Raw genomic sequence first — 15,604 nt, forward strand, 5'->3', positions numbered from 1 at the left:
CGCAATGAGGGGAAGACGATAGTTACCTTCCGTGAGTAACTGAGAATAATTCTCAACTTGCCACCAATGGTTAAATTACCGTCACTTTTCTGTGTCAGTTTGAGGCCAGTCTCTTTTCTCACCCAAAGGAGTTATGGCTATGAGTAAGTTTATTTTCTCTTCACCACGGAAATATGTGCAGGGCGCTGGCGTACTGGCTGAACTGGGGTCCTATATCGCCGAGCTGGGCAAACACGCTTTTCTGGTGGCTGACGATATTGTCTGGCAACTGATTGGCGAGCGGACACAACAGGCGTTAAAAGCAGCCGGCGTCGAATTCAATCGGCAGCCGTTTAACGGCGAAGCCTCCAGCAATGAAATCAACCGCCTGACACAACTGGCGAAATCTACCGGCAGCGACGTGATAGTCGGCCTCGGCGGCGGTAAAACACTGGATACGGTGAAAGCCGTGGCTGATGAACTCAAGCTGCCGGTCGCCATCGTCCCGACGGTTGCCTCCACCGATGCGCCATGTAGCGCGCTTTCCGTGATCTACTCTGACAGCGGCGTGTTCGAAAGTTATCGCTTCTATAGCAAGAACCCGGATTTGGTGCTGGTGGATACCGCCGTCTGTGCCAGCGCGCCAGTACGGCTGTTCGCATCCGGTATTGCCGATGGTCTTGCCACCTGGGTAGAAGCGCAGGCCGTATTGCGCTCACATGCCAAATCGATGGTCAATGGCGATCCCACCATCGCCGGGCTGGCGATCGCCCGTGCCTGTGAGGAAACGCTGCTCACCTGGGGTTACAGCGCTTACACCGCCGTCAGCGAAAAACGCGTAACACCTGCCGTTGAAGCGGTAGTCGAAGCCAACACCCTGCTCTCCGGCCTCGGCTTTGAGAATGCCGGTCTGGCGGGTGCCCATGCTATCCACAATGGTTTTACCGCAATCGACGGGGATATCCACCATCTGACCCATGGTGAAAAAGTGGCTTATGGCACCCTGACCCAGATGGTACTGGAGCAGCGTCCGGATGAAGAGATTGCCCGCTATATCCGCTTCTACCGTTCCATTAATATGCCGACCACGTTGAAAGAGCTGCATCTGGAACATGAGTCCTGGGAGAATCTGGTGCGGATCGGGGCGCTGGCAAATAGCGAAGGCGATACGCTGAAAAACCTGAACCCGAATCTGTCGCCGGAAGATATTGCCAATGCGATTCTGGCGGTGGACGCGTTCAGTAAAACCGTTAAATAACCCACCCTGCGTAGCGGCGTGATTTATCGCGCCGCTACAATTTGACCAGCACTATTGTTCTTCTGTGGGTTTGTCCCAGTACTGGTATTTGTAGGCCGAGCTGAGATGGCGTTCGATAGTGCCTTTATCAAACACTTCGGTTTCATGCAAATAACTGAGCGTGCAATTCCCCACTTCATCCCACAGCTGACATTCATCCACCGAACGAAGGGTACTGACCGGTGTGGTCGCGGTGCCATTCAGACGTAACTCACGCCACTGATTGTCGTAGGTGTAGGTATCCTTGCTGCGGGCGCTGATGGCGCTGGTCACCAGCCCCTGAGGATTCCAGTTGTAGCTACTCTCGCCGTTAGTCAGCGCATCGCTGCCGCGCGCGACACTCCTTTCTACGCGGAAATGTTTGTCATAGCGGTAGGTGGTATCGGTGAAGCCGTTTTTCCCCATGCTGGTAAATTTGTCAGAGGAACTGATGATGTTGCCCCGTTGCCCCATCTGCCAGTTAATGGTGCCCTGACGATTATCCACCACCACTTCTTTACCCTCTTTCAGGACTTTCACCAGATAGGCGTATTCAGCTACCCAGCCCCCCTGCACACGCGCAATGTGTTGTTCCATGCTCAGCACGACATTACTTTCGCTTTTATCGTAGGTAATGTCCGCCACCATCAAATCGCCGCAGGGATCAAACTGCCCCAGAATGCGTTTCTGTGAATCAACATCTTTACCAAATTCGCCCGCGATCACCTGCCGTACTGCGCCTTTCGCATTTCCTCCCAGCATGATCCAGTTATTGCTATTGGTGATGTTTTTACTCAACGGCAGGCAGGCAGTGCTGACGGCCAGCGCAGCGCCACTGAGCGGTAAAAGCAGCAGTAAAACGGCACAAGGGATGGATTTCATGATGGTTATCCGTGAATAGCCTTAACTTTCAATGTAAGCATCTTTTTCCATGATGCGCTACGGTCAGCTTGCGGCGATCATCACAAAGGGAAAGGAGAGAGAGATGGCAACATAAGAATATGCGATGCCGGGTGCCTCCCGGTGAGCCGATTAAGCCATAATCCCGGCCCGCATGACACGTCAGAATGCCTGGCTTTGCCCCACCGCACAGGGGGATTCACCGCACAACTGACAAAATACAAGTCGCAAAAGTTTATTTAAACTTTGCTTTAGTTATTTAACTCCGGATTGCACACCTCATTCGATGTTAGCTTCTGCCATTGCATGACTTCATGGATTTTAAAACTAAAAAAAGTCTTCTGAACAAAGTCAAGTCTGATTAACCCACTATAGTGAGGTTATTCAGGAGATTAAGCTTAGCGGCGCTATTTTATAATCCCGAGGGCGAACTTAATGAGAACATCCATACCCTGGTTTTCCTGACCCTACGGAGGGTTTAAGCATGATTCAATCAGCCAGCGACATTCAGAAACGCAGCGATGAAAAGCGTGGAATGAAGCCCAAAACTTATAAACTCCATCTCAATACCATTGACAGAATCGAGTTACTCGCCAGCCATTCCGGGATATCTCAGGCAGCCATCATCGCAAATGCCATTGATATTTATGAGCAGTCGCTGAAACAGCAATAACCTGTCATGTTCTGGTCCTGACTCGTAGCGGCGAGGGTTGATATTGACGCAAAATAATATTGCGCGATAAATCGCGCCGCTACGATTCATAGTTTATCCATCATTAAAAGTGATGACGGGATATTATTCCCGATAATATTATCGTGGCTTGCTCCTTATTACCTTCTCACCCTCTTCGGTAAGTCTGACTTCGTAATAACGTGTCATATCACTGACAATCACCACGAAATCAATTAAGCCTTCACGCATCAATGGTGCCAGACTCCGGCAGGTGACCTCTTTGCGTTTTTTCCGCACATTATCATGTCTGACTTCCACACCGACTGCTTTATCACCGCGTAACTTATAATCCGTTCCGTTGCGCATACGATTCAGAGTTACAAGTTTCTCTTGTGAAATCATGGTCATATCCATTTACCCCAGCCAAAGGCACTACATTGATGACACACGGATGCTCTGGTTCACAAAATCATCCGTGCTTTTAGTTGTAATAAGTTCTTTTGTTTGCACGTCATGTTAATGACAATATGGAGATTGTGTGAGTTTAATATTGGCGGGTTGACGGATTTATATTTCTATGATCCATCGCATTTCGTTACTGTGCGAAGAGTCAGACGCATATTTTAGATAAAAAGAACCCCAGCAAGAAAAACTGGGGTTTGGTACTTGCAAACATCACGTCATGCTTTCGGCGTGCTGCGCGGCAAAATTGGCGTGATTTCAGGCTACCCGGACGGTGTTCATCTGCATCATGCTTTTCATGGCTTCAACCACATCACCATCAACGCAGTAGCGACTGAATTCATCGGTTTCCGCTTCAGAACACATCGACACCCCAGCTTTACGGTAGCGCATCGGGGAGGCGACTAAGCGGCCAGCCGAGCTGTGAACCTCCTGGATACCGTTATCCAGAAACTTCTGCAGGTTGCTCAGACGCACCCCTGCCCCGGCCATAATGATTGGACCCACGTTCTGCTCATTTAGTTCCCGCAATAATGGAATTCCGGTTTCCGCGCTTTGCTGCTGACCCGAAGTCAGAATACGCGCGATGCCCAAATCATTCAGCACCTCAAGCGCGCGCTTTGGGCTATGGCACAAGTCAAAGGCGCGATGAAAAGTGACCGCCATACCATCGCACAACGCCATAATCTGACGCATGCGGGTGATATCGACATGTGCGTCTTCATCCAGCATACCAATGACCAGACCAGGGAAACCCAGTTCGCGCATCAACGCCACATCCGATTTCATCACCTCGAACTCATGGGCGGTGTAACAAAAATCACCGCCGCGTGGCCGAACAATCGGATGCACCGGAATTGTCACCTGACGTCGTACTGCCTCCAGCACACCCGCTGATGGCGTCAGCCCCCCTTCACGTGGTGCGCTACATAGCTCCACACGATCAGCACCGGACAGCTGCGCAGTCATTGCACAGTCGATGCCGTAGCAGCATATTTCCAGTTTCGTCATAATTTTCTCCTTTCACATGACTTCTGGCTCGGGAAGATTGCTTAAGTTAGTCTGCTCAATGAAGACAGTTTACGTGGAAAACTAACTATGGCATTCAATTTTGACCAATGGATAGACCGCCGTCACAGCGATAGTTTGAAATGGCACAAATATGGCGATCAGGATGTACTGCCACTATGGGTTGCTGACACCGATTTTCGCTCCCCGGAATGTGTGATTACTGCGATAAAAAACCGGGCAGAGCATGGTGTTTTCGGTTATGGCCGTACGCCGAGCGGATTGATTGATATCACGATTTCCCGCCTGGCGCAGCGCTATGGCTGGCAGATTCAGCCGGAATGGATTGTGTTGTTGCCCGGCGTCGTCAGCGGCCTGAATCTTTCGGTCCGCGCATTTACCGACCCCACGCAAAGCACCGTCGCTCCTGACCCCATTTATCCTCCGTTTCGCGCTGCGGCTAAACTGGCGGAGCGAGGTCAAATCCACTTACCGCTTCGGTTACAAAATCAGCGCTGGCTAATGAATCTGGCGGCGGCGAGTGAACAAATGCAGGGTAACGAACGCCTGCTGATGCTGTGCAATCCGCAAAACCCTGGCGGCACTGCCTATCGTCGTGAGGAGTTGCTGGCACAGCTGGCCTTTGCACAGCAACATGACCTGATCGTTTGTTCTGACGAAATCCATTGCGACCTGATCCTCAGTCCCGGTGTGCAGCACATCCCCTTCGCCTCACTGAGCGAAGACGCGGCGCAGCGCAGCATCACCCTGATTTCACCGTCGAAGACCTTCAACATTGCCGGGCTGGGCGCTTCAATGGCGATCATCCCTGACCCGGAATTACGTAAACGTTTTAATCAGACGCGTCAGGGAATTGTCCCTGCAGTCGATATTCTGGCGCTGGTCGCGGCAGAAGCGGCCTGGCGGGAGGGCGATGCCTGGCTGGCGGCGCAGCTTGATTATCTGCGCGCCAACCGTGACTGGCTGGTGGAACAGGTTAATGCCCTGCCAGAACTCAGCATGGTGTCACCGGAAGCGACCTACCTGGGCTGGATCGATGCCAGCCAGCTTGCTGTTGCCAGCCCGGCACGGTGGTTTGAACAGCACGGGCTGGGTTTCTCGCCGGGTCGTGATTTTGGCGACGACAATTTTGTTCGTTTCAATTTTGGCTGCACCCGTGCCACGCTGGAAGAAGCCGTTGTTCGCCTGCAACGTGCGGTGGCAACCCGTCGCTAAGCCTGCTCGCTGGCGACGATCTCTTCCAGTCGCCACGGGTGAAATTTAATGGTGGTTTGCCCATCCGTCACGGCCAGGGTCGGATTGGGCAAACGCTCTTTCTCTCCCTGTGGCGTACTGGTTTTAAACGAAATGCCTGGCTGCAGCAGCGCTTCATCGGCCAGCAGCGCCATTGCCCGCATACCCAAGGTTTCCGGCTCGCCACGCAAGACAATCTCAACGTGCTCCCAGCCTTCATGCCGATAAAGTTTTTCACCCGGCCACGGCAACTCGATCACCTCAACCTGCCATCCCGCCAGCTGGAGTGGTTGATGTAATTTGAACAGACAAATCGGACGACCATTGATCATGGCTTCAGAAAACTGGCTGCCGATTTGCAACAACCCCTGTTTCCAGCGTTCCGCCGTAGCGTACTGATGGCAACGTACCGCCACATGATCGGCCTCGTGCTGATCAAGCTGCAATCCCAAACGTTCAGCAAATTGCAGTAATGCCTGTTCGAAGCGAAGCAGGTCCTGTTCCAAATCCTTCAGTTCCGAAGGAAAAATCATCGTCATGTGTTAATCACCTCGCGATTAGTTCAGATTTTTTAATCAATGTAGATCCTTGCAGAATCTGAATTTCTCCAGGCATAACTGTCGGAATCATCTGATTTCGACGCTAAAACCCCGTAAAACCTTATAAAACCGCCTTTCAATTCGGATTAATCGCAACCCCAGGACCAAAAGTTACTTTATGAAAGTGCCTTAACCATCTGTTTTTAATAAATATAATTAATACAATGAGATAAGTCTTATTTAGCCTGCAAACAATTGCAGCCTGAAATCCTTTCTTATAAATTTGTGACTACTCAAATAAAAGGAATGGCCCTATGTCTATGCTCATTGTTGTCGCGGTCCTGATTGCATTGATGGGATTTGCAATTTCCCGCCACTGGAAGGTGCGTGAAGACAAAAGCGTTAAAAATCCTCGTCGCTTTGCACGGCGCCGTTAATCGGCGCTGTGTTTCCTCTATTTTTCAGTCTGAACCGATTGCTGACGCACTCTATCATTTCACGTATACTTCCCCTCTTATTTTTTCCGTCCCGCCAGCCCGAGAGCGCCTCTGCGGGATGACGACAACGGCTCGCTTATGGCAGGCGGGCCATTTCAGCATATGAAGGTAACGCGGTGAATATTCAGGCTCTTCTTTCCGACAAAGTCGGTCAGGCAATGATCGCAGCAGGTGCGCCTGCCGATTGCGAACCCCAGGTTCGTCAGTCCGCTAAGGTGCAATTTGGCGACTACCAGGCGAACGGTATCATGGCGGTGGCAAAAAAGCTCGGTCAGGCACCGCGTCAGCTGGCTGAGCAGGTGATCCAGCATCTTGATCTGCACGGCATTGCCAGCAAAGTTGAAATCGCGGGTCCCGGCTTCATTAATATTTTCCTCGATCGCCAGTGGCTGGCGGAGCAGGCGGCAAAGGCGCTGGCCTTACCTCGTCTTGGCGTCAGCAGCGTGACACCTGAAACCGTGGTGATTGACTACTCCGCACCGAACGTGGCGAAAGAAATGCACGTAGGTCACGTCCGTTCCACCATCATCGGTGATGCTGCGGTGCGCACGCTGGAGTTTCTCGGCCATCATGTTATCCGTGCTAACCACGTCGGTGACTGGGGCACGCAGTTCGGTATGCTGATTGCCTATCTGGAAAAACAGCAGAACGAACATCATGAAGATATCGCACTGGCTGACCTCGAAGCCTTCTACCGCGAAGCCAAGCGCACCTATGACGAAGACGAAGCTTTCGCCGAGATCGCACGCGGCTATGTGGTGAAATTGCAGGGTGGCGATGAATATTGCCGCAGCATGTGGAAAAAGCTGGTCGACATCACCATGAGTCAGAACCAGAAAGTATATGACCGCCTGAACGTCACCCTGACGCGTAAAGATGTGATGGGTGAAAGTCTGTACAACGACATGTTGCCGGGCATCGTTGCCGACCTGAAAGAGAAAGGTCTGGCGGTGATCAGCGAAGGCGCAACCGTGGTGTTCCTTGATGAATTCAAAAACAAGGAAGGCGACCCGATGGGCGTGATTGTGCAGAAGAAAGATGGTGGCTACCTCTATACCACCACCGACATCGCCTGTGCGAAATACCGTTATGAAACCCTGCATGCTGACCGTGTGCTGTACTACATCGACTCACGTCAGCATCAGCATCTGCAACAGGCATGGACTATCGTGCGTAAAGCTGGTTACGTGCCTGAGAGCGTGCCGCTGGAGCATCACGCATTTGGCATGATGCTGGGCAAAGATGGCCGCCCTTTCAAAACCCGTACCGGCGGCACCATTAAACTGGCCGACCTGCTGGATGAAGCGGTTGAGCGCGCACTGGCGCTGGTCAGCGAGAAAAACCCGGATATGACACCGCAGGAGTTGCAGGATCTGGCGGAAGTGGTTGGCATCGGCGCGGTGAAATACGCTGATCTGTCAAAAAGCCGCACCACCGATTACGTCTTCGACTGGGACAACATGCTGGCCTTTGAAGGTAACACCGCACCTTATATGCAATATGCCTACACCCGCGTGTTGTCGGTATTCCGTAAAGCCGGGATTGATGCCGACAACCTGCAAGGCGCTATCGTGCTGACAGAAGAACGTGAAGCCCAACTGGCGACTCGTCTGCTGCAATTTGAAGAAGTGATCACCCAGGTTGCGCGTGACGGCACACCGCACGTGATGTGTGCTTATCTGTACGATCTGGCGGGTCAGTTCTCCGGCTTCTACGAGCACTGCCCGATCCTGTCAGCGGAAGATGAGCAGGTGCGTAATAGCCGTCTGCAACTGGCGGCGCTGACGGCGAAAACCCTGAAACAGGGTCTGGATACCCTCGGTATCAAAACCGTCGAACGGATGTAATCCCTCCTGCCCCCCGGCGCGGAACTCGCTTCCGTGCCGGAGGGCCTGATTTCTCTTAAAGCCCCGCCTTCCTCCGCCGATAGTACCTTTCATCAATGGATGGTGACTGAGGAAGAAAATGAAACGAACGTTATTAGCCGCCCTGTTACTGGGATCGGTTCCCGCTGCTTACAGCGCCTCATTTGACTGTAACAAAGCCACAGGATTTGTTGAGCTGACAATCTGTGCCACACCTGAGCTGTCCACTCTGGATACGCAATTAAGCACCTTGTATAACAGCGCCCTTCAGCAACAGCCGCAAAACAAAGCGTTGTTACGCAAAACACAGCTGGCCTGGCTCAAGGACATCCGAAATAAAGCCACCACCATTCAGGCTCTGGAATCCGCTTATCAGGGACGTATCCGGGATCTGACTACACTGACCGGCACCCAGGCCCCCTCCTCCTCCCCAACTCCAACTCCAGCCCCGGCTCCCGCGCCACCCGCCGCCGACAAACCCGCCGCTGCGCCAGCCAAATCTCCGCTTGAGCTGAAAGCCGAATCCGGCGATGTTGCTGCCCAGACCGAGTTAGGTATTCAGCTGAGTCAAGGTACGCCTGCACAACAGAGAACCGCGTTAACCTGGCTGGAACCAGCGGCAAAAGCGGGCAACACCGCCGCGATGGCACATCTGGGATATTTGCTCACCTTTGGCGAGGGCGTCACCAAAGATATCCCTCGCGGTATGCAGCTCACCCGGCAGGCGGCAGAAGCGAACAATGCCGACGCACAGATCGATCTCGGATATAGCTATGCGAAAGGCGTCGGGGTCCCGCTGGATCTGCAACAATCTCTGTTCTGGTATGAAAAAGCCGGGCAGAACGGCAGCCCACTGGCCGCGAGAAATATTCAGGCCATAAAATATAAAATTGCCCAGCAGGAGAAATATCAGGATGGATTTACGGCGATTCTGACCTGCGGTCCGGTGGTCATCCCCAACTATGTCGATAACTGTTTCAATGACAGCGATCTGAAAATCACGCAAAACAATATTACTACCCTGTACAACATGAACAGCGGAAATTATCCCAGCCAGGCGGGCGAACAAAAAAGCGATGGCCTGCACATTCTGCTGACGAAAAATTTTGCCCTGTTTGCCCAAAACAGCATGGACAGCGATGTCCTGACGATAAAAATCATCAACAACAATACAGGTGATGTGGTTTTTCAGGATCAGGCGGCAAAATATGGCGTGATCAGGGTGCGTAATTAACCCTTTGAGAGGCCACGGGAACGCAGGTCTGCGTTCCCGGATACACTACTGATAATTTACCGTGACTTCACTGCTGATAACCCGCAGGCCTGGCGGCACGGCACCCCGGCCGTTAAAGCCAAACGCCAGATGCAAGGTTTCATCGGCAGCGATGTGCGCCAGACTGCGCGTCGTCCCGCTCGCCCCCTCCAGCAACACACAACGCTGACTGGCACAGAGACGTACCACCAGCCCGGAAGGCGCCGGACGGCTCAGTCGATAACGCCAGCTCACCCGTGAAATCGTCCCCTGCACCCTGGTTGTGGCACGCAACGGTGGAGAAGCCAGCCAGTTACCGCGCGCCCCGAGAGTCGGCCCGCTGGCACTGGCATGCCACGCGCCATCTGCTGCTACTGCCCACAAGGGCAGTAGCAGAAACAGTCCCGGCCAGACGCGACGCATATTATTTGCCTCCGATGGTGGCAGTCATGCGAATCTGGCGGTTATCCGTCAGCTCCATATTAGACAACACCACCAGCTGCGGCAGGTTGCGGCGCAGGAAGCGCGCCAGCAACGCACGCAATGGATGGTTAACCAGCAGCACCGGCGGCGCACCCAGCATTTCCTGACGTTGCAGCGCATCCTGTGCCTGATGCAACAAACGATCGGCAAGACCCGGTTCCAGACCGCCGCCGCCCTGTAACGCCTGCAACAATAAACGTTCCAGCGTGGCATCCAGACCAATCACCTGCACTTCCCCATTGCCCGGGAACCACTGCTGGGTGATGGCACGGCCCAGCGCCACACGGACCACGCTGGTCAGCTCCTGCGCATCGGTCTGCACCGGTGCATGCTCGGCCAGGGTTTCGATAATGGTGCGCATGTCGCGAATCGACACTCGCTCCGTCAGCAGGTTCTGCAAGACCTTATGCAACGTGGTCAGGGTAATGACGCCCGGCACCAAATCTTCGGTGAGTTTCGGCATTTCCTGCGTCACGCGATCCAGCAGTTGTTGCGCTTCCTGACGACCAAACAGCTCGCTGGCATATTGTCCAATCAGATGATTGAGGTGCGTTGCCACCACGGTACTGGCTTCCACCACGGTGAAGCCCTGAATCTGCGCCTGTTCTTTTAACGCACTGTCGATCCAGATCGCAGCCAGGCCGAAGGCGGGATCGATAGTCGCCTCACCCGGCAGGGTACCGGCTGCGGTGCCAGGGTTAATCGCCATCCAGCGTCCCGGATAAGCATCACCGCTGCCAATTTCCACCCCTTTCATCAGGATGCGATAACGGGCAGGCGGCAGCTCCATATTGTCGCGGATATGTACCACCGGCGGCAGAAAGCCCACCTCCTGCGCCACTTTTTTACGGATACTGCGGATACGCCCCAGCAGTTCACCGTTTTGCAGATGATCGACCATCGGAATCAGGCGATAGCCGACTTCCATGCCGAGTGAATCTTCCAGTTGCACGTCGGTCCATGAAGCTTCAACCGTAGCAGGCGTCTCCTGGCTTTTCACCACACTGGAGGATTCCGGTTGTTTCTTCGGCTGCATCTGACGGCCACGCAACCACCAGGCCAGCCCCAGTAGCCCTGCGGTGAACAACAGGAACACGAAGTTAGGCATACCCGGCACCAGGCCCAGCAAACCGATCACCCCGCCACTCAGCATCAGCACACGTGGGTTGTTAAACAGCTGGCCCACCATCTGCTCGCCAACGTCCTGGTCGGTGCTGACGCGTGTCACGATGACACCCGCTGCGGTCGAGATAACCAGTGCCGGGATCTGCGCGACCAGGCCATCACCGATAGTCAGCAGCGTATAGGTTTCCGCGGCATGCCCCAGATCCAGACCGTGCTGCACCACACCCACCAGCAGGCCACCGATCACGTTAATCACCATGATCATGATCCCGGCGATGGCATCACCACGCACAAACTTACTGGCACCGTCCATCGAGCCGTAGAAGTCCGCTTCCTGTGTCACTTCAGAGCGACGACGTTTAGCTTCCTCTTCACCGATCAACCCGGCGTTCAGGTCGGCGTCAATCGCCATCTGTTTACCGGGCATCCCATCGAGGACAAAACGTGCGCCCACTTCGGCGATACGGCCAGCACCCTTGGTGATAACCATAAAGTTGATGATCACCAGGATGATGAACACCACGATACCAATGGCGAAGTTACCGCCGACCAGGAAGTGGCCGAAGGCTTCTACCACACGGCCTGCCGCAGCGGCACCCGTATGCCCATCCAGCAGGATGATACGCGTTGAGGCGACGTTAAGTGCCAGACGCAGCAAGGTGGAGAACAGCAAAATAGTGGGGAATGCCGCGAAATCCAGCGTGCGCTGGGTGAACATCGCCACCAGCAACACCATGATCGACAGCGCAATGTTAAAGGTAAACAGCAGGTCGAGGATGAACGCAGGTAACGGCAGTACCATCATCGACAGGATCATCATGATCAGTACCGGACCAGCCAGTACCTGCCATTGTGTGTCTTTGAAGTTGCCCGGTAACCGCAGCTTTTCGGCCAGATTAGCCATCGTTTCTATTCTCTCCTGGAATGTCCATCTCTGCCGGGACCGACAGATTATTAGGTTTCTTCGGTATCATGCCGCCTTCACGCTTCCAGCGTCGCAGCTGCCAGACCCACGCCAGCACTTCGGCCACCGCCGCATAAAGTGCACCTGGAATGAACTGACCAATTTCGGTATGACGGTATAGCGCACGCGCCAGCGGCGGTGCTTCAAGAATGGGTACGCGATGTTCTTTGCCCAGTTCGCGAATTTTCAGCGCCACCTCACCTGCCCCTTTCGCGATGACCTTCGGTGCGCTCATCTTTTTCTCGTTATATTGCAGCGCAACCGAGTAGTGCGTCGGGTTGGTGACGATCACGTCGGCCTTGGGCACGTCGGCCATCATCCGGCGGCGTGCAGCGGCGCGCATCGCCTGACGAATTCGCCCTTTAACATGAGGATCGCCCTCCTGTTGTTTGAATTCGTCGCGAATATCCTGGCGTGACATACGTAATTTTTTGAAGTAGCTGTACAACTGCCAGAACACATCGAAGCCGACCATCGGGATCAGGCCCAGCATCACCAGCGCACAACACACGGCGATCATGTTCATGCCATGTTCCAGCGCGTTCATGGGAGACTCGCTGATTAAGCGCAGCATCTCCGGCCAGTGTGACCAGACATACCAGCCCGCTACCGCCCCCACCAGTACCGCCTTGAGGACAGCTTTCAGCAGCTCAGCCCAGGTTTGTCCTGACACCATACGTTTCAGGCCGCTTAACGGGTTGAGTTTGGTGAAATCCAGGCTGATTGATTTACCGCTGATGACGATACCGCCCAGCAGCATCGGTGCCGCAATCGCCACCAGCACCAATCCGGCCATCAGCGGTAGCACCGCCAGCACCGCCTGACCAATCAGGGTACTGATATGCGCCACGATCACCTTGTCATCAGTGACCATGCCATGATCAAAACGAAAACCTGTCGCCACCATCGCCGCCAGCCGTCGCGCCATGCTGGTGCCACCCAGCCATAAAATCATGATGCCGGACAACATCATCAGTAATGACGTCAGCTCGCGCGAACGCGGAATCTGCCCCTCCTGGCGCGCTTTTTCAAGTCGGTGCGCTGTGGGCGATTCTGTTTTGTCCTCGTCGCTACTCTCTTCAGCCACGACATACCTCTGCTGACTGGAATTCTGAGCATAGAATGCCAAAAGGCGCTGGCGCTAAAGCGTGGATTAAGGGGGGAAAATGTCAGTTTATTTAGCCATAAGGGAAATTACCGCCAGGGCTGATGAAGTGGCGGCATGATTTAGCGCGGGGTGTTCAGAAATTGAGTTGTTGCAACTCACCATCACTGAGGCCAGTCACCTTCATAATGGTGTTGAAATCCATTTTTTCCGCAAGCATACGCCGTGCCATTTCCAGCGTAACTTCCTGACGCCCTTCCTGACGCCCTTCCTGACGCCCTTCCTGACGCCCTTCCAGGCGAGACTCCAGCTGCCACTGCTCTTCAATCGTCATCATCTTTTCCTCAAAGGAAATTACCGCAGCACAGCTGTCTTAGCGGCATGATTTACTGTGGAATAGCCAGGAATTGAGTTGTTGCAACTCATCATCACTGAGACCTGTCACTTTCATGATGGTGTTAAGATCCAGTTTTTCTGCCAACATACGGCGTGCCATTTCCAGTGTGACTTCCTGACGTGATTCCAGCCTCCACTGCTCTTCAATCGTCATAATCTTTTCCTCAAGTTGCGGTCTGGCCAGCCTCAAAATATCAACGACTTTTTCCCTGTTGTCCGTATCTCCATGTCGCAGTAAATAAAATATGACGTCGATCGAGAGATCGTCATTGTAATCCACCGCCAGCAAGGTTGCCATTGGGTCAATATTCTCCAGCATGTCGCGCAAGCGGATGATTTTGTGTGCCATCTCAAGCCGTGCCACATCCCGGTGCGTCATGATTTCCTCGTCTGGAATGACCGTAACATCAACCAGCGGGAAGGGCCGACAGAAGATCTGTTCAGCCAGCTTCGGATTGCGAAATGATTCCAGCCAGTTCATAGAATATGGGTAGGGGCTGACCCTCCCCTGATAAAACAGCATCGGCACCACGATGGGTAATTCACGATGACCTTCATCGAGGTGACGCTGCGTGGCGGCAATGCTGTATCGCATCATGCGCAAGGTCATATGTTTATCGGGGGAACTTTGATGCTCGATTAAAGTATAGATATATCCTGCCCCGCAGGCGGTCTTCATCGAAAACAGAACATCAGAATAAAAAGCGCTCAGATCTCGTTCAATAAAGGTGGTCGGAACCAGTTGCAGCGAATCCAGGTCGCAATGCTGCTGTATTTCTGCCGGTAAGTGAATTTCCAGGAATTGCCTGGCGACCGGCAGATGGCTGAGAAATTTTTTGAACAGCGCATCATGAGGTGCCGTTGAGACACGCATAACCGTGATTCCTGTCGTCCGTAAAGAAAGTGGCTGGACGTTAGCACAGGGGACAGCCCTCTGAAATTTAAGTGGTGGAAATGTCAGGTGAATTTAAGGGATTCAGTCTGGCTTCAGGAAATAATCAGTCGATGATCATTTCACAAACGCCAATCCTCTCAGCGCAACGCGGGACTCACGATAAAAACTCACCACCTCCCCCACCAGCAACAACGCCGGTGATTGCGGCTGCTCGCGGGCCACGGTCTCACTCAGCTGCCCGAGGGTGGTGATTAGCACCCGCTGCTCTGGCCGCGTGCCATTCTCAATAATGGCAACCGGGGTTGTCGGAACGCGCCCCTGATCCTGCAACTGCGCGCTAATACTGGCGCTCCATTTCAGTCCCATATAAAACACCAGCGTCTGATTGGCGGCGGCGAGGCTATGATCATCCAACTGAGGTTCGCCGGTTTTACCGTGTCCGGTAATCAGTCGCAGCGACTGGGCGCAATCGCGATGAGTGAGTGGAATGCCGCTGGCCGCTGCGCAGCCCGCTGCTGCTGTAATCCCTGGCACCACCCGGCATTCAATCCCGGCCTGCTGTAAACAAACCATCTCTTCGCCACCGCGACCAAAAATAAAAGGATCGCCCCCCTTCAGGCGCACGACATTGCGCCCGCTCCGCGCCAGATCCACCAGCAGTTGATTGATCTGCGCCTGTTTTAACCCGTGGCTGCCGGGTTTTTTGCCGACATCAATCGCCAGCGTGCTGGCGGGTACTTCCGCCATGACGTCGTCACTGACCAGCCGGTCGTAGACCACCACATCCGCGCTTTTGATCAGCCGCAGCGCTTTTAGCGTCAGCAGCTCTACATCGCCCGGCCCGGCACCCACCAGCCATACCTCACCCTGCGACACATCCGATCCGTGCGGGTTAAACAATTTATCCAGTGTCTTGATTGCCTGAGTCATG

General features: G+C 53.8%; 16 protein-coding genes. 6 read left to right on the forward strand and 10 right to left on the reverse strand.

Going from position 1 to position 15,604, the window contains the following annotated elements:
- Nucleotides 1-139: 139 nt before the first annotated feature.
- Complete coding sequence (locus CUN67_RS11350; RefSeq protein ID WP_208715391.1) at nt 140-1,237, forward strand: glycerol dehydrogenase; 1,098 nt, start codon at nt 140-142, stop codon at nt 1,235-1,237.
- Nucleotides 1,238-1,288: 51 nt separating this feature from the next.
- Here CUN67_RS11350 and CUN67_RS11355 read toward each other — a convergent pair whose 3' ends face one another.
- Entirely contained in the window at nt 1,289-2,137 is an 849-nt protein-coding gene (locus CUN67_RS11355; RefSeq protein ID WP_208715392.1) for a hypothetical protein, read from the reverse strand.
- 502 nt (nt 2,138-2,639) lie between these two features.
- Between CUN67_RS11355 and CUN67_RS11360 the strand changes: the two genes are divergently transcribed.
- On the forward strand, nt 2,640-2,828 hold the full coding sequence (locus CUN67_RS11360; RefSeq protein WP_208715393.1) for a ribbon-helix-helix protein, CopG family: 189 nt from the start codon (nt 2,640-2,642) through the stop codon (nt 2,826-2,828).
- 138 nt (nt 2,829-2,966) lie between these two features.
- Here CUN67_RS11360 and CUN67_RS11365 read toward each other — a convergent pair whose 3' ends face one another.
- Both CUN67_RS11365 and cutC read right to left on the reverse strand, forming a co-directional pair.
- Complete coding sequence (locus tag CUN67_RS11365) at nt 2,967-3,230, reverse strand: hypothetical protein (protein ID WP_208715394.1); 264 nt, start codon at nt 3,228-3,230, stop codon at nt 2,967-2,969.
- Between the two features lie 318 nt (nt 3,231-3,548).
- Nucleotides 3,549-4,301: a copper homeostasis protein CutC gene (gene cutC / locus CUN67_RS11370; RefSeq protein ID WP_208715395.1), complete on the reverse strand. Its 753-nt coding sequence runs from the start codon at nt 4,299-4,301 to the stop codon at nt 3,549-3,551.
- A gap of 87 nt (nt 4,302-4,388) precedes the next feature.
- Between cutC and CUN67_RS11375 the strand changes: the two genes are divergently transcribed.
- The gene (locus CUN67_RS11375) at nt 4,389-5,534 is read left to right on the forward strand and encodes a MalY/PatB family protein (RefSeq protein WP_208715396.1); all 1,146 of its coding nucleotides are present in this window, start codon (nt 4,389-4,391) and stop codon (nt 5,532-5,534) included.
- Here the strand turns inward: CUN67_RS11375 and CUN67_RS11380 are convergent.
- Entirely contained in the window at nt 5,531-6,091 is a 561-nt protein-coding gene (locus CUN67_RS11380; RefSeq protein WP_208715397.1) for a VOC family protein, read from the reverse strand. The genes CUN67_RS11375 and CUN67_RS11380 overlap by 4 nt on opposite strands.
- A gap of 314 nt (nt 6,092-6,405) precedes the next feature.
- Here CUN67_RS11380 and CUN67_RS30585 point away from each other — a divergent pair, with 314 nt between their 5' ends.
- The 3 genes from CUN67_RS30585 to CUN67_RS11390 all read left to right on the forward strand — a co-directional run bounded on the left by CUN67_RS30585 (nt 6,406) and on the right by CUN67_RS11390 (nt 9,687).
- Nucleotides 6,406-6,528: a hypothetical protein gene (locus CUN67_RS30585; protein ID WP_276329370.1), complete on the forward strand. Its 123-nt coding sequence runs from the start codon at nt 6,406-6,408 to the stop codon at nt 6,526-6,528.
- Nucleotides 6,529-6,704: 176 nt separating this feature from the next.
- On the forward strand, nt 6,705-8,435 hold the full coding sequence (gene argS, locus CUN67_RS11385) for an arginine--tRNA ligase (RefSeq protein ID WP_208715398.1): 1,731 nt from the start codon (nt 6,705-6,707) through the stop codon (nt 8,433-8,435).
- Nucleotides 8,436-8,553: 118 nt separating this feature from the next.
- On the forward strand, nt 8,554-9,687 hold the full coding sequence (locus tag CUN67_RS11390; RefSeq protein WP_208715399.1) for a lysozyme inhibitor LprI family protein: 1,134 nt from the start codon (nt 8,554-8,556) through the stop codon (nt 9,685-9,687).
- 45 nt (nt 9,688-9,732) lie between these two features.
- On the opposite strand, the gene flhE is transcribed toward CUN67_RS11390, so the two are convergent.
- From flhE to cobA, 6 genes are all read right to left on the reverse strand, one after another.
- Nucleotides 9,733-10,128, reverse strand: coding sequence for a flagellar protein FlhE (flhE, locus tag CUN67_RS11395; protein WP_208715400.1), 396 nt, complete (start codon nt 10,126-10,128; stop codon nt 9,733-9,735).
- Nucleotide 10,129: 1 nt separating this feature from the next.
- A complete protein-coding gene (gene flhA / locus CUN67_RS11400) occupies nt 10,130-12,217 on the reverse strand; it encodes a flagellar biosynthesis protein FlhA (protein WP_208715401.1) in 2,088 nt (695 codons plus the stop codon).
- Nucleotides 12,210-13,364, reverse strand: a complete 1,155-nt coding sequence (gene flhB, locus CUN67_RS11405) for a flagellar biosynthesis protein FlhB (RefSeq protein ID WP_208715402.1) — start codon at nt 13,362-13,364, stop codon at nt 12,210-12,212. The genes flhA and flhB overlap by 8 nt, the downstream gene beginning before the upstream one ends.
- 154 nt (nt 13,365-13,518) lie before the next feature.
- Entirely contained in the window at nt 13,519-13,719 is a 201-nt protein-coding gene (locus tag CUN67_RS11410) for a hypothetical protein (RefSeq protein WP_254711333.1), read from the reverse strand.
- Nucleotides 13,720-13,755: 36 nt separating this feature from the next.
- Complete coding sequence (locus tag CUN67_RS11415) at nt 13,756-14,652, reverse strand: Rpn family recombination-promoting nuclease/putative transposase (RefSeq protein WP_208715403.1); 897 nt, start codon at nt 14,650-14,652, stop codon at nt 13,756-13,758.
- Between the two features lie 135 nt (nt 14,653-14,787).
- A complete protein-coding gene (gene cobA / locus CUN67_RS11420) occupies nt 14,788-15,603 on the reverse strand; it encodes a uroporphyrinogen-III C-methyltransferase (RefSeq protein WP_208715404.1) in 816 nt (271 codons plus the stop codon).
- Between the last annotated feature and the right edge of the window lies 1 nt (nt 15,604).

It is taken from the genome of Pantoea cypripedii (genome assembly GCF_011395035.1).
Lineage (GTDB): Bacteria > Pseudomonadota > Gammaproteobacteria > Enterobacterales > Enterobacteriaceae > Pantoea > Pantoea cypripedii_A.